The sequence below is a fragment of the Rhizobium sp. Leaf384 genome, from assembly GCF_001424065.1.
Lineage (GTDB): Bacteria > Pseudomonadota > Alphaproteobacteria > Rhizobiales > Rhizobiaceae > Ferranicluibacter.
Genome location: NZ_LMQE01000005.1, coordinates 63,415 through 86,972 on the forward strand (window position 1 = coordinate 63,415; position 23,558 = coordinate 86,972).

The 23,558-nt window shown below is 63.6% G+C and carries 19 protein-coding genes; 2 read left to right on the forward strand and 17 right to left on the reverse strand.

Annotated elements, in window-relative coordinates:
• Nucleotides 1–972: an NAD(P)-dependent oxidoreductase gene (locus ASG25_RS08780; RefSeq protein WP_062472647.1), complete on the forward strand. Its 972-nt coding sequence runs from the start codon at nucleotides 1–3 to the stop codon at nucleotides 970–972.
• 168 nt (nucleotides 973–1,140) lie between these two features.
• Here ASG25_RS08780 and ASG25_RS08785 read toward each other — a convergent pair whose 3' ends face one another.
• From ASG25_RS08785 to ASG25_RS08830, 10 genes are all read right to left on the reverse strand, one after another.
• Nucleotides 1,141–1,827, reverse strand: coding sequence for a response regulator transcription factor (locus ASG25_RS08785; RefSeq protein ID WP_062472649.1), 687 nt, complete (start codon nucleotides 1,825–1,827; stop codon nucleotides 1,141–1,143).
• Nucleotides 1,824–4,523, reverse strand: coding sequence for a sensor histidine kinase KdpD (locus ASG25_RS08790; RefSeq protein ID WP_062472652.1), 2,700 nt, complete (start codon nucleotides 4,521–4,523; stop codon nucleotides 1,824–1,826). The genes ASG25_RS08785 and ASG25_RS08790 overlap by 4 nt, the downstream gene beginning before the upstream one ends.
• 57 nt (nucleotides 4,524–4,580) lie before the next feature.
• Entirely contained in the window at nucleotides 4,581–5,141 is a 561-nt protein-coding gene (locus ASG25_RS08795; RefSeq protein WP_062472654.1) for a potassium-transporting ATPase subunit C, read from the reverse strand.
• An 11-nt stretch (nucleotides 5,142–5,152) separates the two neighbouring features.
• Nucleotides 5,153–6,829: a potassium-transporting ATPase subunit KdpA gene (kdpA, locus tag ASG25_RS08800; protein WP_200942767.1), complete on the reverse strand. Its 1,677-nt coding sequence runs from the start codon at nucleotides 6,827–6,829 to the stop codon at nucleotides 5,153–5,155.
• A 109-nt stretch (nucleotides 6,830–6,938) separates the two neighbouring features.
• Entirely contained in the window at nucleotides 6,939–9,008 is a 2,070-nt protein-coding gene (gene kdpB / locus ASG25_RS08805; RefSeq protein WP_062472657.1) for a potassium-transporting ATPase subunit KdpB, read from the reverse strand.
• Between the two features lie 222 nt (nucleotides 9,009–9,230).
• Nucleotides 9,231–9,320: a potassium-transporting ATPase subunit F gene (locus ASG25_RS08810; protein WP_062472659.1), complete on the reverse strand. Its 90-nt coding sequence runs from the start codon at nucleotides 9,318–9,320 to the stop codon at nucleotides 9,231–9,233.
• 241 nt (nucleotides 9,321–9,561) lie between these two features.
• Nucleotides 9,562–11,739 carry an EAL domain-containing protein gene (locus ASG25_RS08815; protein ID WP_062472661.1) on the reverse strand — a complete coding sequence of 726 codons (2,178 nt, stop codon included), beginning with the start codon at nucleotides 11,737–11,739 and terminating at the stop codon, nucleotides 9,562–9,564.
• 227 nt (nucleotides 11,740–11,966) lie between these two features.
• On the reverse strand, nucleotides 11,967–13,313 hold the full coding sequence (locus ASG25_RS08820) for an adenylate/guanylate cyclase domain-containing protein (protein WP_162242180.1): 1,347 nt from the start codon (nucleotides 13,311–13,313) through the stop codon (nucleotides 11,967–11,969).
• Between the two features lie 155 nt (nucleotides 13,314–13,468).
• Nucleotides 13,469–14,584 carry a Gfo/Idh/MocA family oxidoreductase gene (locus ASG25_RS08825; RefSeq protein WP_062472665.1) on the reverse strand — a complete coding sequence of 372 codons (1,116 nt, stop codon included), beginning with the start codon at nucleotides 14,582–14,584 and terminating at the stop codon, nucleotides 13,469–13,471.
• Nucleotides 14,585–14,822: 238 nt separating this feature from the next.
• Entirely contained in the window at nucleotides 14,823–15,545 is a 723-nt protein-coding gene (locus ASG25_RS08830; protein WP_062472667.1) for an SDR family oxidoreductase, read from the reverse strand.
• Between the two features lie 107 nt (nucleotides 15,546–15,652).
• Here ASG25_RS08830 and ASG25_RS08835 point away from each other — a divergent pair, with 107 nt between their 5' ends.
• A complete protein-coding gene (locus ASG25_RS08835; protein ID WP_062472669.1) occupies nucleotides 15,653–16,537 on the forward strand; it encodes a LysR family transcriptional regulator in 885 nt (294 codons plus the stop codon).
• A gap of 196 nt (nucleotides 16,538–16,733) precedes the next feature.
• Here ASG25_RS08835 and ASG25_RS08840 read toward each other — a convergent pair whose 3' ends face one another.
• The 7 genes from ASG25_RS08840 to ASG25_RS08870 all read right to left on the reverse strand — a co-directional run bounded on the left by ASG25_RS08840 (nucleotide 16,734) and on the right by ASG25_RS08870 (nucleotide 23,489).
• Nucleotides 16,734–17,264: a DUF992 domain-containing protein gene (locus tag ASG25_RS08840; protein ID WP_062472671.1), complete on the reverse strand. Its 531-nt coding sequence runs from the start codon at nucleotides 17,262–17,264 to the stop codon at nucleotides 16,734–16,736.
• Nucleotides 17,265–17,326: 62 nt separating this feature from the next.
• Entirely contained in the window at nucleotides 17,327–17,587 is a 261-nt protein-coding gene (locus ASG25_RS08845) for a BON domain-containing protein (protein ID WP_062472673.1), read from the reverse strand.
• 117 nt (nucleotides 17,588–17,704) lie between these two features.
• Nucleotides 17,705–17,884, reverse strand: a complete 180-nt coding sequence (locus ASG25_RS08850; protein WP_062472675.1) for a CsbD family protein — start codon at nucleotides 17,882–17,884, stop codon at nucleotides 17,705–17,707.
• Between the two features lie 160 nt (nucleotides 17,885–18,044).
• On the reverse strand, nucleotides 18,045–19,553 hold the full coding sequence (locus ASG25_RS08855) for a helix-turn-helix transcriptional regulator (protein ID WP_062472676.1): 1,509 nt from the start codon (nucleotides 19,551–19,553) through the stop codon (nucleotides 18,045–18,047).
• 28 nt (nucleotides 19,554–19,581) lie between these two features.
• Nucleotides 19,582–20,133 (reverse strand): DedA family protein, encoded by a 552-nt coding sequence (locus ASG25_RS08860; RefSeq protein WP_244479351.1) that lies wholly within the window; start codon nucleotides 20,131–20,133, stop codon nucleotides 19,582–19,584.
• Nucleotides 20,134–20,299: 166 nt separating this feature from the next.
• Complete coding sequence (locus tag ASG25_RS08865; RefSeq protein ID WP_062472678.1) at nucleotides 20,300–22,996, reverse strand: hypothetical protein; 2,697 nt, start codon at nucleotides 22,994–22,996, stop codon at nucleotides 20,300–20,302.
• A gap of 88 nt (nucleotides 22,997–23,084) precedes the next feature.
• Nucleotides 23,085–23,489 (reverse strand): helix-turn-helix domain-containing protein, encoded by a 405-nt coding sequence (locus ASG25_RS08870; protein ID WP_062472680.1) that lies wholly within the window; start codon nucleotides 23,487–23,489, stop codon nucleotides 23,085–23,087.
• Nucleotides 23,490–23,558: the final 69 nt, after the last annotated feature.

Here is a 23,558-nt window from a genome sequence, read left to right on the forward strand (position 1 = left end):
ATGTCCCGTGTGATCGTCATCGGAGCAACAGGGCATGTTGGAACCTATCTCGTTCCCGCCCTTGTCGAGGCGGGACACGAGGTCGTCGCGATCAGCCGCGGCATGTCCGACCCCTACAGGCCGCATGCCGCCTGGAGACACGCGGAACGGCTGACGATGGATCGGGACGCGCGGGAACGTGCGGGCACCTTCGGTCAAGACATCCGGTCGCTGAAGCCGGACATCGTCATCGACATGATCTGCTTTACGAAACCCAGCGCGGCGATGCTGGTCGATGCGCTGAAGGGGCATGTCGGCCACTTCCTCCACACGGGCACGATCTGGACGCATGGTACGCCGGTCACCGTTCCCACCCCTGAAGACGCACCAAAGCAACCGTTCGGCGACTACGGGATCCAGAAAGCGGACATCGAAACCTACCTTTTAAGGGCAGCGCACTGCGAGGGCTTTCCCGCGACCGTCCTTCACCCGGGACATATCGTCGGTCCCGGGTGGAACCCGCTCAACCCCCAGGGCAATTTCAATCCAGAGGTGTTTTCGATCCTTGCTCGCGGCGAGCAGCTCCCCTTGGCGAACTTCGGCCTTGAGACCGTGCATCACGTGCATGCGGAGGACGTCGCGCGGCTCTTTCTCGCCGCTCTCTCGTCCCGTGCGAGCGCGATCGGGGAAAGCTTCCACGCGGTGTCGGAAAAAGCCCTGACGTTGCGCGGCTATGCCGAGCGCATGTCGCGCTGGTTCGGACGCGATCCTGATCTCACGTTCCTGCCATACGATCAGTGGGCGGCGGACCGGCCGGCGGAAGACGCCAAAGCCACCTGGGAACATATCGCCCGCAGTCCCAACTGCTCCATGGAAAAAGCAAAACGGCTGCTCGGGTTTGCGCCACGCTATACCTCCCTGCAGGCGGTCGAGGAGGCTGTTACCTGGCTGATCGAGCAGGGCAAGGTGGCGCCGCCGTCTCGCGCAGGCTAAAGCGCTGTGCGTGAGAAAGAATTCACGCAACGCGCTTTAAGGTCCTGTTTTCCCGAAACCGCTGCACACGTTCGGGCGACCTGCATTGGCCCTGAGATGGCCCGGTGCAGCGTCCCCAGATCCGAGACATCCGGGGTTGCGGCGTGTGCCGGAGGAAGGGACCGAGGGTCACTCGACGAGCCGGTAACCGACGCCCGTTTCCGTGAGGATGTAGCGGGGATGATCGGGGTTTTCTTCGATCTTCTGGCGCAGCTGCCGAATATAGACCCTGAGATACTGGACGTCGCTGATCTCCCCCCAGACCTTTTCGAGGATCAGGCGATGGGTGAGGACGCGTCCCGAATGCTGGACCAGAAGCCTGAGGATATCATACTCCTTGGGTGTCAGTCTGACGTCCATTCCCCGCACCCTGACGATCCGCTTGACGAGATCGACGGACAGATCACCCGCCTGGAAGATCGGCTTCTCGCCGTTTGTTTGCAGCCGATGGCGCAGAGCCACGCGAATGCGCGCGACGAGTTCGTTCATGCCGAACGGCTTGGTGACATAGTCGTCCGCGCCGATCTCCAATGCCTGAACGATGCCTGCCTCGTCCGTGCGGCTCGACAGGATGACGATCGGAAAAGAAACGTTCTCCGCCCGCCATCGGCTGAGGAGGTCATGTCCGCTGATGTCGGGCAGGCCGAGATCCAAGAGCACGAGGTCGGGAACATCCGACTGCACCATCTCGATTGCCGAACGGGCGTTCTGCGCGCCTTTGACGACGAATCCCTGCGATGACAGGCCGACGTCCAGCAGCCTTCGGATCGGCGGTTCGTCGTCCACGACGAGGATCTTGACGGCGGCATGGGTCATGATGTCGGTCCTCCTGCCATCGTCGCTATGGGTAGTCGGATCTCGAAGACGGCACCAGGGGTGTCCGGTCGATTTCCCGCGACGATGCTTCCGCCCATCGCTTCGACGAAACCCCGGCAGATCGACAGCCCGAGGCCGGTCCCGGCTTTGACATGGTCGATCTTGCGGACACGATAGAAACTGTCGAAAACGCGCTCCACGTCTCCGGGCGGCAGGCCCGGTCCTTCGTCGATCACGCAGAGGCGAACCGTGCCCTCGGCAGCGCTGGCCTCGATGCGGATCGTCGTGTGCGCCGGAGCGTATTTGGCGGCATTGTCGATCAGGTTGAAGAGCGATTGCTCGAGGAGGACCGGATCGACCTTCACCATGGGCAGATCATTGGGAATTAACGTTTCCACGCGATGGTCCACCGTGATCTTGGCCGCGCGCGCGAGAGCGGACCCGACGATATCGCCGACGAAGTGCGGCGAGGCGTTCGGCATCATGGCGCCCGATCCGATGCGGGTCATATCGAGGAGGTTGGCGATGAAACGGTTGAGACGCTCTGATTCCTCGATGATCGTCGTCAGCAGCTCGGACTTTGCGTCTTCGGACAAGCCGCCGCCGAAATCCTTGATGGTGCCGGCAGATCCCATGATGGCGGCCAGCGGGGTCTTGAGGTCATGCGAGATCGAAGTGAGGAGCGCCGTCCTCAGCCGGTCGGTTTCCGCGGCGAGCCTGGCCTTGTCGACGTCTGCGACGAGCTGGATCCGCTCGATGGCGAGGGCAGCCTGGTCGGCGAGCGCATCGAACAGGCGCTGCTGGTCGGAGTTCAGCAGGGGCCCCTGTCTGTCGTTGTCGAGCCCGACCACGCCGATCGCGCCGCGGCCGGTGCGCAGCGGCAGGTAGAGGCGCTTGGCGCCGGGAAGCGTATCGGCCGCACGTCCTGCGGGCCGATCGTGCTCCCACGCCCAGCGCGCTGCCGCGATGTCCGCATCGACAAGCGTATCGTCCGGCGGATAGCCGGCCTTGACCGCGATCGTCCCGTCCTCCGGCAGAAGGAGGACGACCCGGACCTTCAGCATCGAGGCCATCTGGTAGGCTGTTGCCCAGAGAACGTCGTCAAGCGTGCCCGTTCCCGCAAGCTTGCGAGAAAAGAGATAGAGGTCTTCCGTCGTCCGCGCCCGCTGTCGCGCGGCCATAGCCTGTCTCTGGACCGCGGCGGCAAGGTTGCTGGCGATGAGGGCGGTCCCGAGGAAGAAGAGAAGAGCGACCACGCTTTCCGGGTCGCGGATGGTGAGCGTATAGCGCGGCTCCAAGAAGAAGAAGTTGAAGGCGGTGGCGCCGAGAAAGGAGGCAAACAGGCCGGGCCCGAGCCCCCCTTTGACGGCGGAGGCGAGAACGCCCATCAGGAACACCAGCGCAAGGTTCTGCACATTGAGCGTCTGGTCGAGAAGAATGCCGATCAGCACGGCCATCGAAACGAAAGCGAGACTGGAGAGATAGTCCTTCATCCTGATGCGCGTGGCCGGTGCGGCCGTCCGGACACCGCGCGGCGCGACCTCTTCGCCGCCGTCCGACATGACATGTACGCTGATGGTGCCCGAGTGGCGGATGAGATCGTGCGTGACCGATCCTTCGAACCGCTCCCGCCACCAGGACCGTTCGGACTTGCCGATGATGAGATGATTGACGTTGTTCGCCGTCGCATAGGCCAGCAGCTCGCGCGACACGCGCGACGCCGGCAACGTCACGGTTTCCGCACCAAGCTGTTCGGCAAGCCGCATGCAGGCCGCCAGCCGATCCTTGTCCGCCTCTGCGAGAGAGGCCGACCTTGCGGTCTCCAGATGGATGACGGTCCAGGGCGCCCGCAGTCTGTCGGCGTGTCGTCGGGCGTAGCGGACCAGCGTGGGTCCGTTGCGACCGTGATCGAGGCAGACGAGAATGCGCTCACCCGCGGCCCAAGGGCCCGGGATGGCATGGGCCTGCATATGCGTGAGAAGCTGGTCGTCGACCCGCTGCGCCGTGCGTCGAAGCGCGAGTTCGCGCAGGGCCGTCAGGTTGCCGGGCGAGAAGTAGTTCTCGATCGCGCGCCGTGCCGTCTTGGGAAGGTAGACCTTGCCGTCCTGCATCCGCTTGATAAGGTCCTGCGGCGTGATGTCGATGATCTCGATGTCGTCGGCGCGGTCGATGATCGAATCCGGAACCGTCTCGCGCACCCGGATGCGGGTGATCTGGGCGACGATGTCGTTGAGGCTCTCGACGTGCTGGATGTTGAGCGTGGTGTAGACGTCGATACCCTTTGCCAGCAGTTCCAACACGTCCAGATAGCGCTTGGGGTGGCGGCTTCCGGGTGCGTTGGTGTGCGCGAGCTCGTCCACGAGCGCAAGCGCGGGCCGGCGCTTGAGGATGCCATCGATATCCATCTCGTCGAGCGCGCGTCCTTTGTAGTCGACGGATGTCCGTGCGACGGTTTCCAGTCCGGCGACGAGCGCCTCGGTTTCCCTCCGTCCATGGGTTTCCACCACGCCGATGACGACGTCAGTGCCGTCGGCGCGCCGGGCCCGGGCGGACATCAACATCTCGTAGGTCTTGCCAACGCCCGGGGCTGCGCCGAGAAAGATTTTCAGCTTGCCACGATCGTCCCGGTCCGCCTGGGCAAGGAGCGCTTCGGGGGATGGTCGCCGGTCCCGTCCGCCCTGGTTGTCGTTGGCCATCCTTCGCTCCATGGTTGGTCGGCCGCCGGTCAACGCGACTGCCGACCGATCTTGTGCTTAACGCAGGGCGGTCTTGTCCAGCGCGAGGTTGATCTCAAGCACGTTTACGAGCCGGTCCGGCGTCAGAATCCCGCCCGGCGAGAAGGCGCTGCGGTCGATGAGGGCGTTGACGGCCTCGACCGGCAGGCTGCGCGCGCTGGCGACACGCGCGGCCTGGTAGCGCGCGGCGCGTTCGGTGATGTGCGGGTCGAGACCCGCGCCGGAGGCAGCCGCCAGTTCGGCCGGAAGGGGGTTCTGCGGCGTTGCCCCGAAGGCGGCCGCCGTTTTCGACGCGCGGTCGGTCAAATCGGTGCTTGTCGGTGACTTGTTGGAGCCGCCGGCCGCCGCCGCGTTGTAGTCCACAGCCGAGGGGCGAGGCCAGAAGTATTGCGGTTGCGTGAAGGCCTGTGCGAGCTGTCGGCTACCGATGACCCTGCCGTCTGCAGTGGTGATCAAAGAGCCCTGCGCCATCTGCGGCGTGACAGCCGTACCGACCGCCCAGACGACGCCCGTATAGCCGCCGACGCAGACCAGCATGGTTGCAAGAGCGATGCGGACGCTGGAGAGAAGAGTTTCCATAATGGTTGGTCTCACTTCATGAACATGACGTGTTCGGCGATGGGGCCGAGCGTGGCTGCAGGAAAGAAGGTCAGCGCACCGACGATCACGACCGTGACGGTCAACATTCCGGCGAAGGTGCCGTCCTCCACCGAGAGAGTGCCACTGGACTCGGTGGCCCGGCGCTTGACGGACAGCGAACCGACGATGGCGAGCGGCAGGATGATCGGGATGAAGCGCGCGAGCAGCATGACGGTGCCCGTCGCGATGTTCCAGGCGACGGTGTTGTCGCCGAGACCCTCGAAACCGGAGCCGTTGTTGGCCGCGGCCGACGAGAATTCATAGAGGATTTCGCTGAAGCCGTGCGGGCCGATGTTGTTCAGCGTCGCCGCACCCCAAGGTGTCGCCGCAAAGATTGCCGTGCCGACGAGAATGAAGAAGCCGTGGCTGAGAAGACCCATCATGGCGAACTTGACCTCCTTCGCCTCGACGCGCCAGCCGAGATATTCGGGCGTGCGGCCGATCATCATGCCGGCGATGAAGACACCGACGACGATGTAGAGGAACATGTTGATCATTCCGACCCCGACGCCGCCAAAGTCTTCGTTGAGCCACATGCCGATCATCGGCATCAGGCCCGTCAGTGGATTGAGGCTGTCGTGCATGGCGTTGACGGAGCCGTTGCTGGTGGAGGTCGTCACGACCGCCCAGACGGGGCCGGCCGCCGTGCCGAAACGCAGTTCTTTGCCTTCGAGATTGCCAACATCCTGCGTGATGGGCAGATTTGCAAAGGCGTGGGTCGGTGCGGATTCAAAGCCGACCGCGCCGGTGATGCGGGCGCCCATGAGGACGAGCATGACCGTGAACAGCACGGCGGCATGCTTCATCCGCCCGATGATCCCGCCGAACATCCAGACGCAGCCCATGGGAATGATGATGATCGACATGGTCTGCAGGACGTTCGACCAGAAGGAGGGATTCTCGAGGGGATGCGTGCTGTTCGGGCCAAAGAAGCCGCCGCCATTGGTGCCGAGCTGTTTGATGGCGACGAAGGCAGCGACAGGACCCCGCGCAATGGTCTGCTGGACGCCTTCGAGCGTGGTCGCGACCGCCGATCCCTCGAATGTCATCGGCACGCCGGTTAGGAGCAGGAGGAGGGCGACGACGAGAGCGAGCGGAAGCAGAACGAGGAATGTAGCGCGCTGCACGTCGACGAAGAAGTTGCCGAGCGTGCGTCCCGCAAGCCCGCGCGCCAGCGCCGCGAGGGCGGCAAGGCCGACGGCCGCCGAGACGAACTGAAGCCACATCAGCGCGGCAAGCTGCGACAGGTAGCTCATCGCGACTTCTCCGGAGTAATGCTGCAGGTTGGTGTTGGCGACGAAGGAGCTGGTCGTGTTGTAGATCAGGCTGCCCTCGAGCGCCTGCCGGCCATCGGGATTGAGCGGCAGATACGGCTGCAACGCGAGGATCGCGAAGCAGATCACGAACATGACGACGTTGAAGCCGAGGAGGGAGACGACGTAGCGCTTCCAGTCCTGCGTCGGCGCCGTTGCGGCCCCGCCGATCGCCTGGAACGTCGCGGTCAGGCGGTTCCCTTTGCCTCGGCCGGCACCGGGATCCATAGCCCAGTGCATATAGCGCCCGAGCGGCCAGGAGAGGAGGGCCGTGCCGCCGATGATCATGATGACGAAGAGGATGGCGTGTATCATTTCGAGGTCTCCCGCATCAGGCTTTGTCGAGCGCCGAGGCCAAGGCGAAGAGCAGTCCGAAGAGGGTCATGCCGAGGATGAATACTGCGATGGTCATTGGTTTTTCCGATCAGGCGAGGTTGAGCGCCGACACGATCATGTCGATCAGCTTGATGCCGGCGAACGGCACGACGAGGCCGCCGAGGCCGTAAATCAGGAGGTTTCGGCGCAGCAACGGTCCCGCACCGATCGGCTTGTACGCGACCCCCTTCAGGGCAAGCGGGATGAGCGCGATGATGATGAGCGCATTGAAGATGATCGCCGAGAGGATCGCGCTTTGGGGCGTGGCGAGGCCCATGACGTTCAGCGTGTCGAGAGGCGGATACAGCGTGACGAACATTGCCGGGATGATCGCGAAGTACTTGGCGACGTCGTTCGCGATCGAGAAGGTCGTCAGCGACCCGCGCGTCATCAGCAATTGCTTGCCGATTTCCACGATCTCGATCAGCTTTGTCGGGTCGCTGTCGAGGTCGACCATGTTTCCAGCTTCGCGGGCTGCGACCGTGCCCGTGTTCATGGCGACGCCGACGTCGGCCTGAGCGAGCGCCGGCGCGTCGTTGGTTCCGTCGCCGCACATGGCGACGAGTTTTCCTTTCGCCTGCTCGTCGCGGATAAGCTGCAGCTTGTTCTCGGGCGTCGCCTGGGCCAGGAAGTCGTCCACCCCGGCTTCGGCCGCGATGGCCGCAGCCGTCATGGGGTTATCGCCGGTGATCATGACGGTCCTAATTCCCATGCGGCGCAACTCCGCAAAGCGCTCGCGGATGCCACCCTTGACGATATCCTTCAGGTGGATGATGCCGAGCACCTTACCGTCCCGGGCGACCGCGAGCGGCGTGCCACCCGCTTTCGCAATCGAATCCGCGATCGCTTGTGCCTCCTTTGCCCGTGCCTCCCCTTGTGTCGATGCGGCTGTTCCGGTTTCGCTCTGCAGATAGCGGAGCACCGACTCCACGGCGCCCTTGCGGATCGACGTTCCCTCCAGATCGACGCCGGACATCCGGCTCTGCGCGGTGAAGGGCACGAAGGTCGCATTCAGATCCTGCATGTCGCGCGCGCGGAGGCCGTATTTCTCCTTGGCGAGCACGACGACGGAGCGGCCTTCGGGGGTTTCGTCGGCCAGTGACGCAAGCTGCGCCGCATCCGCGAGATCCTGTTCCGTCACGCCGCTGACGGGGCAGAACGCAGTCGCCTGCCGATTGCCGAGCGTGATGGTCCCCGTCTTGTCGAGGAGCAGCGTATCGATGTCGCCCGCTGCCTCGACCGCGCGCCCGGACATGGCGAGGACGTTGAAGCGGACCAAGCGGTCCATGCCCGCGATGCCGATGGCGGAGAGAAGGGCGCCGATGGTGGTGGGGATGAGCGTGACGAACAGCGCGACGAGCACGATGATCGGGATGGAGCCGCCGGCATAGCCGGCAAACGCCGGGATCGTTGCCGTCGCCATGACGAAGATAAGCGTCATGGCGGCCAGGAGGATGTTGAGCGCAATTTCGTTCGGGGTCTTCTGACGCTCGGCACCTTCGACCAGCGCGATCATGCGATCGATGAAGGTCGATCCGGCGGCTGCCGTGATGCGCACCTTGATCCAGTCGGACAGAACCTGTGTTCCGCCGGTCACCGCGGATCGATCGCCGCCGGACTCGCGGATGACGGGCGCGGATTCACCGGTGATCGCCGCTTCGTTGACGGACGCGATCCCCTCGATGATTTCGCCGTCCGAGGGGATGATGTCCCCGGCTTCGACGAGCACGATATCATTGACCTTGAGCGTCGCACCGGGAACATCCTTCCATGTACGGCTGTCGGCGGATATCAGCAGCTTGGCCTGCGTTTCCGAGCGGGTGCGGCGGAGCGACTCTGCCTGCGCCTTGCCCCGACCCTCGGCCACGGCTTCCGCAAAATTGGCAAACAGCACGGTGAACCACAGCCAGAGGATGATCTGGAACGAGAAGCCGAGACCGTCCGAACCCGATGCCAGATCCTTGACGAAGAGGATCGTGGTCAGAACGGAAACGGTGGCGACCACGAACATGACCGGGTTCTTGGCCAGGGTTCGCGGGTCGAGTTTTCGAAACGCGCCGCCGATGGCAGGCACGAGGATGCGGGCATCCAAGATGCTCGCGGATGTGGGTTTGCTCATCAGAGACCCCGGATGATGGTTGAACGTCGGAAGAAAAGTGTCGGGTGCCCGCGGGGGGCAAAAGCCTCAACCACGACAGAAGGATGCCGGTGTGGAGGTCAGCGCCGAAGCAATGCGGCTTAAAGCGCGTTGCGTGAAAAAGGACTCACATGACGCGTTTTAAGGTCTTGTTGTGATGCATGTCGTTTCCCGAAACCGCTGCACACGTTCGGGCGACATGCATTAGAAGCGCTCCGGTCGCCAAAGGGCGTAGGCGAGATAGGCCGTGATGAAGAGGGTCACACCACCGCTGAGGATGTAATCGAATGTCATGTTGCACCTGTCATTTCTGTCGTGACCCGGCACGCAAAGGCACCGGCGTCAACCGGACTATGCGGCTGACCGGCGTAGGAATTCGAGACGGTGGACATGGCAAAGATATAAAGATTCCATAGGAATCTGGAGCCGATGCGGCGGGAAATGAGAGCGAGGATAGAAGCCTGCGGTGTCTTCAGCCGCTGGCGAGCCGGGCAATGGATTTATCGATCGCGGATCTCCGGCGCGGAAATCCGCTTTAGGAACCGGTGCCGAGCCGTCGCTGCGGGCGCTCGAAATAGCGTTCCGACATATCCGCCGCCGACAGAGGCTTGCTGTAGAGATAGCCTTGCATGACGTCGCAGCCGTAAAGGCGGGCGATCCCGGCCTGCAACTCCGTTTCGATACCCTCGATCGTGACGGCGATGCCCATCGCGCTGGCAAGGGCGACGGTCGCCTGCAGCACGGGCGCCGCATCATGCTTCGCATCCAATGCCGCCACCAGCGACTTGTCCACCTTCACGCGGTCGAACGGAAAACTGCGCAGCATGCCGATGCTGGCGAAGCCCGTTCCGAAGTCGTCGAGCGCGATGTCGACGCCGAGGTCCTTAAGGGCGGTAATCGCTCTCAGGGCCTGCTCCGGATGGCTGATCAGCACGCCTTCCGTGATCTCGAGGGTGAGCCTCGTGGCATCGAAGCCCGCCTTGGCGAGGATCGATGCCACTGCATGGGCGAACCCGTGGTCCTGCAGCTGGACCGGCGAGACATTGACGCAGACGCCGATCCCGGGCCAGGCCGCGGATGCCTCGACGGCCGTTCGCAGCACCTGCAGTCCCAGGGTTTCGATGAGGCCGGCCTTTTCGGCGACCGGTATGAAGACATCCGGGGGAACGCGCCCGAGAGGGGAGCTGCTCCAGCGAGCCAATGCCTCGACGCCGCAGATCGACTGATCGTTGCTCCGGAAAAGCGGCTGGTAGAAAACCTCGATCCCATCGGTTTCCAGCGTCTTCTTGAGGTACTGCTCCATCGTCATGTCGTCACGTCGACGCTGCTCGAGCTCGCTGTCGAAGGTGACGATGCGGCCGCGGCCAAGGTCCTTTGCCCGGTAGAGGGCAACGTCGGCCGCCCGCATCAGGTCGCCCATATCCACATCGGACAGCCCCGCCACCGCGCGTCCGATACTGGCGGCGACCTGGATCTGCCGTGTTCCCAGGAAGAAGACGTCGCAGGCCGCCACAAGCGCCCTATCGGCAGTATCGTCCGCGATGCGCGTCTCCGGCGTTCTGGCCACAACGATTGCAAATTCGTCGCCGCCGAGGCGGGCAATGAAGACTTCCGGCGGCAGGATGTCCCGCAGCCGCGCGGCGACCGAGGCGATGAGCTCGTCGCCCGTTGCGTGCCCCCAGGCATCGTTGACGCGCTTGAACCCGTCAAGGTCGAGGAGACACAGCTCCACGGTGCCTTGCTGTCCGTTTCGCGTGAGGTCGGTCAGGTGTTCCAGCAAGGCACGCCTGTTCCAGAGGCCGGTCAGCGCGTCGCGGAGCGCCGCGTGCCGCGCCGCTGCCTCGTCCTGGCGCAGTTTGCGAACCGCCACCCATCCGGCCATGGCGATGCCGGTGAGAAAGACCATGAGGATGGCGGCGCCGACGGCAAGCTGCGTCTTGACCGTGAGGAAACTTCGGCTGCCTGGCAGCTTGGACGGCCAGCTGAGATAGGCGATGGCCGTGCCATCGAGGTCGGTCAACGGCACGTTCAACATGCTCTCGGACCGTGTGGGACTGAGGCTGAGCTTCTCGATGCGGAAACTCTGCGCAAGATCGCCGATCACCCGGGGCGTCAGGTGCCGTGCCATGAAGAGGGTGTAGAGATTGCGCTCCTCGATCCGGGTGCTGGTCGTGCTCGGGCGGATCTTGGCGGCAGCCATCAGCGCGATACCGCTTTCGGAACGGACGGCGTAGACGGGTGTAATGCCGGCCTGTTCGCCGAGCCGGTCGGCATTGCGCACGATCGTGGTGAAGTGGTCGCCGAAGAAGACCGCGGGCGGTTCGGTCAGTTCCTCGCCATCCTTGTAGGCGACGATGACCTTGCCACGGGCGTCGGTCACGATGGCCGTATCATAGGCCGGGTTGTCCGCCCCGGTATTGGCCCAGTTCTCGATGACCCAGTACTTGCGGTTGATCGAATTGAGCTGCTTGTACGCCCCGTCCCAGGTCGCATTGTCGTGGAGAATGCCATAAAGCTGCGTGCGGAGCGCATCCACGGCCGCGGAGGTCGCATCCAGCGCGCGTTCGTCATCGATCCGGTTGGCGGTCTCCCGCATCGCATCGATCGAGCGGAAGACGATGCCGGCAAAGATGCTGGCGACGAGAATGAACAGGAATGCCACGGCCAGGACCGCGCGTCGCCGTCGCCGGTTATCGGTATGGGGCAGCATCATCTGTCATTCCTCCCCTCCGGCAGCGACGCTGTCGGAGTCCATCGGAAACAGCATTAGGGGCAAGCCCTCAAGAAATGGTGACCATCGGCACCCAAAGATGGTAAGTTTTCACTATCCTATACGAATTGGTTCAGCGCCCTGCTGGTACGGCGGGCCCTTCGGTAACTCTACGCTTGCGTTCGAGGGGCTTTCCCCCTCAGGCACGTGGCGAGAGGGCGCTGACGTCGCTAGAAGACATGGGCAAGCACGCTGCGGTTTCTGCCTCGGATGTCGATCGTCAGCGTGTGCGCGACCTTCCGCCCCGGTGGAGCGCCCCCGGCTGCTTGCAGACAGGCGTCTGAAACGACAAGGCTGCCTTCAAGATGGCGGGTCGCGCGCTCGAGGCGACTGGCGACGTTCACGACATCGCCGATGACGGTGAACTCTCGGCGTTCGCTCGTCCCGACATTGCCGACGATCACTTCGCCGAAATGGAGGCCGATCGCGATATCGACCGGCTGAGCGCCACGCCGTCGCCTCTTCTCCGACCACGCCGCATAGGTGTCGAGCAGCTGGAAAGCACAGGAGAGCGCGCGCTCCGCCGCATCCTTCTGCGGCTGCACGCCGCCAAAGGTCGCCATGAAACCATCACCGAGAAACTTGTCGAGCGTGCCCCCGCACGGGAACAGCACGCTGCAACCGCGCTCCTGGAAGCTCCGCAGGAGATTGAGCGCCTGCTCTGGCGAACGCTTTTCGGCCATGCGGGTGAAGCCGACGATATCCACGAACATGATCGCAACCTCGTGTTTCGTGGGCTCGCCGAAACGCGGGGCGCCGTCGCCCATGGCATGGGCAACGTCCGGAGAAACATAGCGGGCCAGCGATGTGCGAGCCGTGTTGTCCTTGATCTGGGAAATCAGCGTGTTGCGGCTGCGCAGGACCGCGATGGCCAGGATGAGCGTGATCAGGCCGGTCGTCACCAGCTGGACCCACATCTGGATGAGACCGACGAAGTAGGGATTGAGAAACCGCTCGAGCGCCTGCATGTCCGACATCGTGCCGGAAGCGTCGAACCGGACCGTGTCGGGCCGGTCATAGAGCGTGTTGATGCCGAAGGACCAGACCGCGAGGATGATGCCGCCCGTCCATACGACGAGGATAGGGGAGTAGGTGAGCGCCGATTCTGCCAGCAGAAGAAGCAGGTAGAGGAATTCCGGTCCGCGCGTACGGGTCTGGATCGGCCAGTCGGAAGCAAGGTCGCCCAGGGGCGGAAGGAGAATGGTGGCGGTGATGAGGGCGACATCGAGGATGGTGCAGGCCAGCTTGATCGTCCATGCGGCGCGATGATGCCGCGTCGCATACGGAACGTAGCTCAACGCGAGAAAGACGAAGCTGACGGCGAGATAATAGACGTTGCGCGGCCAGGCGGTGCTGACGAGCAACCAGACGGCGATCACGGCGACGGCGCATAGCCGGACGCGAAAGGCCACAGCCAGCCCTTCCAGTTCCGCATCTCGCAGGCGCTTGAACTGCTCGTCGGATGCAGACCGCCCGGGCAGCGCCGCAGACAGCTGAAGCTGAAGCCATTCAAGCATGCGCGTCATTGCCTCGGCTAAGGCCCCGAACGGACGGACCTTCGCGCCGACGAAGCCACAGAGAGTTGGTCATAGATGACATTCCGTCGCACGAGGATTGGTGACAGCACGCACTGCGCAGCGCCGCCCGCGTAAGCAGACGTCCGGACGCCCCATCATTCGACGGCCACCCAGCGCTTTTCCCGAAACGACTGCGCCATGGCGTGGATGCTTCGCTCGATCCGCACACCCTCTTCGAACGTGACGGCCGTGAAGGGTTTGCCGGCGATGGCCTGGTGAAGCTGGTGGCATTCGATGATCTTGAGATCGTTGAAGCCGAGGCCATGGCCCGGGGCCGGGATGAAGCGGTCGTAAGGCGGATGAACGGGCGCTGTGAGGACACGGGCAAAGCCGCGCGTCGCCTCCGGTCCTGAGGTCGTAAAGAGTTCGAACTCGTTCATGCGCTCCTGGTCGTAGAGGATCGATCCCTTGGAGCCGAAGATCTGCAGCGCGATGCGGCCTTTGCGGCCCCAGGCCGAGCGGTTCGTCATCAGAACCGCCGAGATATCGCCCTCGAGCTTCATGAGCACGCTGGCGATATCGTGGTTGTCGACCTCTCTCCGCTCGCCTGCCCGTGTCGGCCGGTCTGCATAGGGCTTGCGAAGGTCAGCGATGACCTCCTGCACATGGCCGAAGAGAGACCAGAGCAGCGATAGCGGATGGACGGCAAAGTCGTCCAGCGCGCCGTAGCCGGAGCTTGCCTCGCTCTTCAAGGAGAAGAATGCCTCTGGATCGGCCATGAAGTCTTCATCCATCTCGGCCCGGACATGGTTCACCTTGCCGATCGTGCCCTCTTCGATCAGGCGGCGGATCTGGGCGATGGCCGGGTTCTGGATATAGTTATAACCCACAATGGCGACTTTGCCGCTGCTGCGCGCCGCCGCCAGCATGGCTTCCGCATCGGCAAGGGCCGGCGCCATCGGCTTTTCGCACCAGACATGCTTGCCGGCCTGAAGAGCGGCGATTGCCATATCCGGATGAAACGCGTTGGGCGTCGTGATCGAGATCACGTCGACCTCCGGGTCTGCCAGAAGGTCGCGCCAGTTGCCGGTTGCTTTGCGGAAGCCGAAGATGCCGGCGCGGTGCGCCGCCATCTCCGCATTGTTTTCGGCGAGAGACACAAGCTGCGGTGCAGGAATGTCGCCGAAAACCTGTCGCACGCCGTTCCAGGCCAGTGCGTGGCACTTGCCCATGTACCCCGTTCCGATAAGGCCGACGCCCAAAGCTTTCATCTCTCTCTCCCCGATCTTTGCCGTGCCGCGCTGTCCCGATGGCGCGCCCCGATGCAAGAGCCTGTCACCGGCCTTTCCCAACCATGGGCTCCGTGACGGTGTCGCGATAGTAGGCACCGACGCTTGGTCAGGTAAAGCCCCGGGAATGAGGACCGGAGGCAAGGCATCGAACCCCGATGCAGGAAGACCGGACTCAACTGCGGCCGACCCTGGATCGCACAGACCGTCGTGTCCTCGCTCAGTTCGGCGAACGCGTGGGGCGGACGACGATTTCGTTGATGTCCACGTCGTCGGGTTGTTCGATCGCAAAGCGGACGGCCCGGCCGATGGCGTCCGGGGTCAGGGCGACGGCGCGGTAGGCTTTCATCGCGTCCCGGGCGATCGGATCGGTGATGGTCGCGGCCAGTTCACTCTCCACGACACCCGGGTGAATGCAGGTGACGCGAAGCTTGTCGTGTTCCTGCCGCAGCCCGTCGGAGATCGCCCGAACGGCGAACTTGGTTGCGCAATAAACCGCGGCCGTGGGCGAGACGCTCAAGGCGCCGATCGAGGCAATGTTGATGATGTGGCCCGAACCGCGCGCCGTCATCTCCGGCAAGACGGCGGCGACGCCGTAGAGAACACCTTTGATGTTGACATCGATCATGCGGTCCCATTCCTCGACCTTCAGCGAGGCCATCAACGACAGCGGCATGATCCCGGCATTGTTGACGATGACATCGATGCGGCCGAAGGCCTCCCGTGCGGCCTTTGCGAACGCGGCGACGTCGGCGCGATCCGTCACGTCCAGCGCGCGGACCATGACCCTTGCGCCCTCGGCACGAAGGTCGCTTGCGAGGTCGTTCAGCCGATCGATGCGACGGGCGCCGAGAACCAGCGTGGTCCCGGCCTTTGCAAGTTCACGCGCGATGCCGGCTCCGATGCCGCTGGACGCGCCTGTGATGAGAACGATCTTGTCCATCCTGTCTGCCTTTCTGTGTTGCAGATGTCGATAGAGACACGATACGTCGTCGAGATTGTCGCGATAAGCTGCCCGCTGCTCACCATTCTGGTAAGGAAACCTAACCAATGAACCCTGATCTGAATGCGCTCTCTGTGTTTGTCATCGTGGCCGAAGCGCGAAGCTTCAGGGCTGCCGCGGATCGCATGGGCGTCACGCGGTCCGCCGTCAGCCAAACGATCCGCAAGCTCGAAGCAGCACTCGGCATCGCGCTGGTGGCGCGCACCACACGAAGCGTCACGCTGACCGAAGCCGGAGAGGATCTTTATCGACGTGCGGCGCCGGCAGTCGCCGAGATCACCGCGGCCATGGAGCACGCAGGCGTACCGTCCGGCCCGCCGCGTGGACGCTTGCGCCTTGCGGTTTCCTCGATCGCCGAGAGCTTTCTGACCGGCCCGCTGCTGGCGACGTTCGCGGAGGCGCATCGGCACGTGAAGCTGCACGTCACGGTAACGGATGAGGACTTCGATATCGTGGCAGAAGGCTATGATGCCGGCGTTCGGCTTGGCGAGGTCATTGCGCAGGATATGATTGCCGTCCCTGTATCGGCCGAGCAGCGGCAGCTCCCATTCGCATCGCCGGACTATCTTCGCGCTTGGGGAACCCCGGTGCATCCGCGCGAGCTCAGCGGGCGGCGCTGTATCGGGTGGCGCGCCGGCGTGGATGTCGCGCCCTATCACTGGGAGTTCGAAGAGGGCGGAAAAGCCTTCTCGGTCGCGGTCGACGATGCCATCACGACCACCGACATGGCTTTGATGATCCGCCTCGCCATTGCCGGGGCAGGCATCACCTTCGGCCTTGAGGAAAGCTTCCGTGTGCCTGTTGCGCGCGGCGAACTGGTGCCACTGCTGGAGGAATTCTGTCCGCGTTTCCCGGGCTTCTACCTCTATTATCCGAGCCGCCGCGACATGGCGCCGAAGCTTCGGGCCTTCATCGATCATGTGAAGCGCTGACGCGCGGGCGACGCTGCGCCCTGCGCAGAGAAGGGCGAAACCTTCCGGTCCCGCCCTTACCTTTTTTGCCTTTCCTGGGGAATGTTCGCTTCCGGTTGCACGCACCGCTATCAGGCGGGTGTCATCGGCCGGCCACCATTCCAGTCGGACATCACCTGCTGACCATTACCTGCTGACCATCATCAGCCGGCCATCATTAGCTGGCAGGACGGAGCTGCAGGCGGGAGATCCCGGCGGCGACATTCAGGCCGGTGCCGGCCTGCGCGCTCAGGGGCTGAAGGCCGAAATTCTTGGAATTGCCGCCGACAAGCGCGTTTGCGCCGAGGCCCAGTCCGACAGCCGCGCTCGCGGAGGCGCCGACATACGTGCCCGCGAGGCTACCCTGGCCGACGGTGGTCGGCACGGTGTTGACGACGATCCACCGCAGGTACGACTTTCCGGTCACACCGACGTCGAGACCGAGCTTGCCGATCGTGCCGGTATACCGCTCTGTCTTGCCGTCGCGCTGGGCGAAGGTGCAATCGACAGCCTTGCTCGATCCGATCAGCAGGCCGATGCCGCCGGCAACCTCGCAGGACAGGGTTCCGAGGCGCTCCCGCGGCTCGTCTGCGACCACGCGGCCATGATGTTTCTTCGCAGGCGTCTTGGACGACGTCATGTCCGCGGCCGATGCGGTGGTGCCGACGGCAAGCGTTGTGGCGAGAGCGAGGATGAGGGTCTGTTTCATGGGATACTCCAAATGGGCTAAGTCTGTTTGATATTTTCGAGGGTTCCGGCAGCGCGCACCCGTCAGCAGGCAGCCTTCGGCGCGATGATCTCGATGTCGCTGAGGACACGGCGCGGGGAAAGGTCGGCCGCGATGCCGATCGCCATATCGGCCATCTCGCTGCTCGGAGCGGTGCCCGACAGCAGAATGTGGTCGTCGCGCACGGAGACGTCGATCCGGCACTCCTCCAGTCCATACGTATAGGCAAGGACGCAGGCGATCGTCGCTTCGGTCGAACCGAAGTCCGGCGTGAGGATGGTGTTCGAAAGAACGGGAAACAACATGATGGCTCTGCCTCTCAATCGGGCTTTCGGTCGGTCGCTCAAGGTCGGATCATCTCACCTGTCCCGGCCCCCACGGGAAATGGGGCCGGGCTCTGGCACGGGCCGCGGGGAGGGGGCTTATTTCAGCGCATCCTTGACGGCATCCTTGGCCTTGCCGAGCGTGCTCTGGGTCTTGCCCTCGAGCTTGTCGGCCTTGCCCTCGGCCTCGAGGCGCTCGTTGCCGACAAGCTTGCCGACGGCTTCCTTGATAGTGCCCTTGACGTCCTTGGCTCCACCTTCGATGCGATTCTTGTCCATTTCGGTTCTCCTTCAATCCTGTGTTCAGGTTCACATGGCAGCGGGTCCGTCGCTGTCATGACACGGGAAATAAGGAGGTCGGAGGAGGGATTTCAGATCGAAAAATACCAATTGGCCTAGTATCAAATGACCTTTTTTGGGGTCGCGAAGCGCTTTTCGGCTATTTCTGCCGGCCCGGTCGTTTGCTCAGCTTGGCATCCGGCGGGCCGGTAAACCCGCGTTCCCTGGCCCAGATGACCGCTGCGGCGCGGCGGTTGACGCCGATCTTGCCGTAGAGCGACGCAATATGATTGCGGATCGTGTTCTTGGAGAGATGCAGGGTGTCGCTCATCTCCGCATCGGTCTGCCCGCTGCAGATCAGGCCCAGGATTTCCCGCTCCCGGTCGCTCAAGGCGACGAGCTGCGCCCTTGGCGCCGTGGTCGAGGTCTGTTTCAGCGTCGCCAGGCGGTCGACGATCGAGCGGCTCAGCCAGGAGGTGTCGGCCATCACGCTCTCGATCGCCTCCACCAGCTGTGCCTCGCTTCGCCTGCGCTCGGTGACGTCCTGCAAGGCCCAGATGACGCATTGTTCGTCGTTGATCTCGACGCGTTCGGCCGAAACGAGGCATTCCGCGAATGCGCCGTCCTTCTGCTTCATGCGCATCGGCTCATCGCGCACGAACGTGTTGTCGCGCAGTTTCTGCTCGAGACCGCGCCGCGCCGGGACGTCGTCCCACAGACGCAGCTCGCCGGCCGTCCGGCCGATCACATCGCTTGCGGCATAGCCGGAGATTTGCAGGAAGGCGTCGTTCGCCTCCGTAAAGACGAAATCGTCCAGCCGCGAGATGGCTGCGGGTGCCGGCGACAGGCGAAAGGACTTCGAGAACCGCTCCTCGCTCTGGCGCAGGGCATTCTGCGCTTTCCGGCGTGCGTCGAGGTCGGCGAAGGTGAAGAGCATGCAGGGCTCTTCCACCACCGCGATCGGCTCGCCTGCAACGATGACGAGACGGTCGCCGCCCGCCGGCAGGGGAACAAGCGCCTCACGATGACGGATGACGCGGCCCTCGCCGAGTTTCGTCAGCGCATCCTCGCCGCTTTCGCAGTTGGAAAACAGTCCGATCGTCTCGACCGTCCGCCCGATGATGTCTTCCTTCATGAAGCCGGTCATTTCCAGAAAGCCCTGGTTGACACGGATGAACCTCTGATCGTCCAGACGGCAGATGAGACCGGGTGCAGGATTGGCGTTGAACGACCGCTCGAAGCGCTCTTCCGCCTCGAAGCGGGGCGTCTCGTCACGCAGCACCAGGGCCAGAACGGCCTCGTCATCGTCCTTTCCCGTGATCACCATGCTCCGGTTGGTGTGCACCCAGGCGACATCGAGATCGCTCGCCGGCGAGATCTCCACCGTCACGTCCTCGACGGTCTCCCCCGCCAGAAGGCGCTCGATCGGATATTCTCCCTCCTCCAGCGGATGATTGTTGCGATAGCGCAGCGTGAACGTCCGTCGATACCCCTTGGCGTGGCCACCGAGGTCATCGATGCACGTGACCCGATGCATCGCAAGCGCGGCCGCGTTCGCAAAGGTGATGCGTCCTTTCTTGTCCAGGAACATGACGCCTTCGCTCAAGCCGCCGAGGAATTCCTGAAGGGTGGCTCGGTCAAGGCTTGGTGTTTTCAGGCGTTCAGGCATGAGCATTTTCCCGTAAGAAAGGGACCGGTTATCGGGATCGAGAGCGCACGGCCACGGCGGTGGCCGCCATCGCCAGAACGAGTGCCGCGATCGCGATCAGGAGATGAATGTGCAGGCGCAGATGGCCGAAAAGGATCTGCACCGCGTTGCCGAAGAGGAAGCCGACGGCGGTGATGGCCAGGCCCCAGAGACAGGCCGCGATGCCGTTCAGCACGAGAAAGCGCAGGGCAGAGATATTGGTGCGGCTGATCAGCAGCGGGCTGATGATGCGCATGCCGTAAATGAAGCGGAACGCCAGGATGAAACCGACCGGATACCGCTCCAGCAGCCCGGTTGCCCGGCGCATGGCCGCGGTCGCTTCGAGGCGAGCGACGAAGCGAAACCGCGCGGAATGGCGGCCGATCAGGAAGAACAGCTGATCGGCGACAAAAGACCCGAACGCCGCGGCAGCGGCCACCTGCCAGTAGACAAGGAGGCCGCGATGCGCGAGGACGCCGCCGAGGAAGGCGACCGCCTCACCCTCCACGCCGGCGCCGATGAGAACGGCCCAAATACCGTAAGTCGAGATCAGCGCTTCCAAGGAGCGCCGCCTGGTGCCCGCGATGCGCTTTTCCAAACCCCGGTCATCTCTTACTCTCCATCAACGATCGCTTTTCAAGATAGATCTCAATTGCGCTTTTTGAAGTGGCTGGCGGGCGGGAGATGGAGCGCCGTTGCAGACCGTCCTCGGGCTTCTTTTTCCGCGATCAGCTGGGTCGATAGGGTTTGAACAGCAAGGCGACCAGAGCCGTCCACCCCGTCTGGTGTGCCGCGCCGAGCCCCTCTCCCGTGTCGCCGTGGAAAAACTCGTTGAAGGTGATACGGTCGATATCGGCGGGATCGCGGGTCGTGCCGGGACGGGCCATGGCCGGGCGCGTGCCCTCGTGGTCCTTCAGGAACAGCGCGCAGAGACGGCGGCAGAGTTCGTCGCAGATCGCGGGCAGGCCGAGCATCTGGCCGGAGCCTGCGGGAAACTCGATCGTAAAGCCTTCTCCGTAGAAGTGGTCGAACGCGCGCAGCGCATCGATGATCATGACGTTGAGCGGCATCCAGACAGGTCCGCGCCAGTTGGAATTGCCACCGAACATCGCTGTGCTCGACAGGCCCGGTTCGTAGCGGACTTCGAAGCGCGCGCCGTCGAGATCGAGTGCGAACGGTGCCTGATCATGCGCTTTCGACAGGGAGCGCAGGCCGAAAGGCGACAGAAACTCGGTTTCGTCCATCATGCGCGTCAGAAGCGCCGTCATGCGCTGTCGGCGCAGGAGCGAGAGCAGCAGGCGCTGATCCTGCCCCGGTTCGGTGAAGCGGGAAACCTGGCCGGTAAGGTCCGGCCGATGCCTCAGCATCCAGCCAAGGCGCGCGGCGAAATCGGCATGCCGCGTCGCGACATCGGCAGCCAGAACCTCCACGGCGCAGAGCGGGATCAGCCCGACGAGCGAGCGGACGCGCAGGGTCGTCTCGCTGCCGTCGGGCAGGACCAGCGCATCGTAGAAAAAGCCGTCCTCGTCGTCCCATAGCCCGCGTCCGCTCTCTCCCTTTTCTGCCTCGCTGCCGCCGACATGCGTCATCGCCGAGGCAATGGTTAGAAAGTGTTCGAAGAACTTCGACGCGACATCCTCGTACACCGCATTTTCCCGGGCCAGTTCCAGCGCGATCCGCATAAGGTTCAGCGCATACATCGCCATCCAGGCGGTGCCGTCGGACTGTTCGATATAGCCCCCGCCGGGGATGGGCTTCGAGCGGTCGAAGACGCCGATATTGTCGAGGCCGAGAAATCCGCCCTGAAAGAGGTTGCGGCCGGCCGCATCCTTGCGGTTCACCCACCAAGTGAAGTTGATCATCAGCTTGTGGAAGATGCGCTCCAGGAAGGCGCGATCGGCCGTGCCGCTTTGCGCCGCATCCATTCGGTAGACGCGCAAGGCGGCGAAGGCGTGGATCGGAGGGTTGGCGTCGCCGAATGCCCATTCATAGGCCGGCAGTTGCCCGCTCGGATGCATGTACCATTCGCGGGTGAGCAACAGGAGCTGGGTCTTGGCGAAGGCAGGATCGACGAGAGCCGCGCTGATGGCGTGGAAGGCGAGATCCCAGGAGGCGTACCAGGGATATTCCCACTTGTCCGGCATCAGCACGACATCGGTATTGGCGAGGTGCGTCCAGTCCGCATTCCGGCCGGAACGCCGGCTTTCGGGCGGCGGTGGCTGCGTGGGATCGCCATCGAGCCACCGCTTGACGTCATAGCGATAGACCTGCTTCGACCAGAGAAGACTGCCGAGCGCCTGCCGCTGCACGAGCCGCGCATCCGGATCGGCGATATCGGCCTGCACGCAGGCGTAAAACGCGTCCGCCTCCTGCGCCCGTTGGGCAAAGACGGCATCGAAGGTTTCGACCGACAGCGGCGCGCTACCGTCTGTCGGTGACAGCCGGTAGCGGAGCACGAGCGTGTCGCCTGAGGCGATGCGATGCTCCGACAGGGCCGCACATTTGGTGCCGTGGCCGGGCAGGGTGCTCGTTTTTCCCCCGATCAGGTGGTTGTTGATGGCGTCCTTGTAGAGGGTATCGCCATCGGCCTCGCGGGACGGGCTCCACTCTCCATGCCGGCGGATATCGGGACGGCGGATGTTGGTTTCATTCTCGCAAAACAGCATTTGCGCCGGCTGCAGCGCCTGGAAACGGCAAGGCGGCATCAGGCGATGGCGGGTCGCGACGCTGTTGTCCTCGCAAAGCGTCATCCCCGGCTTTTCGCCCGGAGCGCCCCAGCTCCAGATGTTGCGGAAGACAAGCTGCGGCAGGACATGGAGAGACGCAGCGTCCGGCCCACGGTTGACGACCGAGACGCGCATCAGGATGTCGTCCGACGTCACCTTGGCATAGCTGACCTCGACGTCGAAATATCGGCGGTCATCAAGCGCGCCGGTGTCCTCGAGCTTGTACTCCGGCAGATCGCTGCCTTTGCGGCGGGCGTTCTCTGCCACGAGATCGTCATAGGGGAAGGCTGCCTGCGGATAGCGGTAGAGCATGGACTGGTAGCTGTGCGACGGCGTCGCATCGAGATACCACCAGACCTCCTTGACGTCTTCGCCGTGATTGCCTTCCTCGTTGGCGAGGCCGAACATGCGCTCCTTGATGATCGGATCCGCGCCGTTCCAGAGCGCCAGCGACAGGCACAGATATTGATGTTCGTCGCAAAAGCCGGCAATTCCGTCTTCGCCCCAGCGGTACGCGCGCGAGCGCGCATGATCATGCGGAAAAAAGGACCAGGCATCGCCGTCGGCGCTGTAGTCCTCGCGCACCGTGCCCCACTGCCGCTCGCTGAGATAGGGGCCCCAGCGCCGCCAGCCCGCGGCTTCGGCGTTCGCGACACGTTGGCCTTCGTCGGTGTCGAAAATACCCGTGGAGGGCGTCACCGGCGCGCCTCGATCTGTGCTGCTCTGTTGCGATGTGCGTCTGCCATGCGGGCTCCCGTCCGGACGTCCTGGTGTCGTGCCTGAAGAGTCAGGCCTTGGCCGCGGTCTCGAAGGTCTCGCGCGCTTCATGGACCTTGGCAAGGTTTTCCTCCGCCCAGATCCACACGCCGCAGAAGGCTTCCCCAAGGCTCCTGCCAAGCTCGGTCAGCCGATATTCCACTTTCGGCGGAACGACAGGATGGATCGTGCGCTTGATCAGCCCGTCGCGCTCCATCTGCCGGAGCGTCTGGGTCAGCATCTTCTGGCTGATGGTGCCGATCTCGCGGCTGAGCTGGGTGAAGCGCAACTCGCCTTTCTCCTCCAGCGTTTCCAGGATCAGCATCGTCCATTTGTCGGCAACGCGCCCGATCAGCTCGTGGACCAGCGCCTCGACACGCGGATCCACCACGTCGGGAATGACGCGCAGCGGCGCGTCAGCGGGCAGGCTTCGCATCAACACTCTCCTTCAGGTGCGTATAAATCTTTTCGGTGCCTTCTGTTCGATGGAGAGTAACAACGTTAG

Coding starts and splice junctions, on each gene's coding strand:
- ASG25_RS08780 (WP_062472647.1), top strand. CDS start 1: ATGTCCCGTGTGATCGTCATCGGAGCAACAGGGCATGTTGGAACCTAT.
- ASG25_RS08785 (WP_062472649.1), bottom strand. CDS start 1,827: ATGACCCATGCCGCCGTCAAGATCCTCGTCGTGGACGACGAACCGCCG.
- ASG25_RS08790 (WP_062472652.1), bottom strand. CDS start 4,523: ATGGCCAACGACAACCAGGGCGGACGGGACCGGCGACCATCCCCCGAA.
- ASG25_RS08795 (WP_062472654.1), bottom strand. CDS start 5,141: ATGGAAACTCTTCTCTCCAGCGTCCGCATCGCTCTTGCAACCATGCTG.
- kdpA (WP_200942767.1), bottom strand. CDS start 6,829: ATGATACACGCCATCCTCTTCGTCATCATGATCATCGGCGGCACGGCC.
- kdpB (WP_062472657.1), bottom strand. CDS start 9,008: ATGAGCAAACCCACATCCGCGAGCATCTTGGATGCCCGCATCCTCGTG.
- ASG25_RS08810 (WP_062472659.1), bottom strand. CDS start 9,320: ATGACATTCGATTACATCCTCAGCGGTGGTGTGACCCTCTTCATCACG.
- ASG25_RS08815 (WP_062472661.1), bottom strand. CDS start 11,739: ATGATGCTGCCCCATACCGATAACCGGCGACGGCGACGCGCGGTCCTG.
- ASG25_RS08820 (WP_162242180.1), bottom strand. CDS start 13,313: ATGCTTGAATGGCTTCAGCTTCAGCTGTCTGCGGCGCTGCCCGGGCGG.
- ASG25_RS08825 (WP_062472665.1), bottom strand. CDS start 14,584: ATGAAAGCTTTGGGCGTCGGCCTTATCGGAACGGGGTACATGGGCAAG.
- ASG25_RS08830 (WP_062472667.1), bottom strand. CDS start 15,545: ATGGACAAGATCGTTCTCATCACAGGCGCGTCCAGCGGCATCGGAGCC.
- ASG25_RS08835 (WP_062472669.1), top strand. CDS start 15,653: ATGAACCCTGATCTGAATGCGCTCTCTGTGTTTGTCATCGTGGCCGAA.
- ASG25_RS08840 (WP_062472671.1), bottom strand. CDS start 17,264: ATGAAACAGACCCTCATCCTCGCTCTCGCCACAACGCTTGCCGTCGGC.
- ASG25_RS08845 (WP_062472673.1), bottom strand. CDS start 17,587: ATGTTGTTTCCCGTTCTTTCGAACACCATCCTCACGCCGGACTTCGGT.
- ASG25_RS08850 (WP_062472675.1), bottom strand. CDS start 17,884: ATGGACAAGAATCGCATCGAAGGTGGAGCCAAGGACGTCAAGGGCACT.
- ASG25_RS08855 (WP_062472676.1), bottom strand. CDS start 19,553: ATGCCTGAACGCCTGAAAACACCAAGCCTTGACCGAGCCACCCTTCAG.
- ASG25_RS08870 (WP_062472680.1), bottom strand. CDS start 23,489: ATGCGAAGCCTGCCCGCTGACGCGCCGCTGCGCGTCATTCCCGACGTG.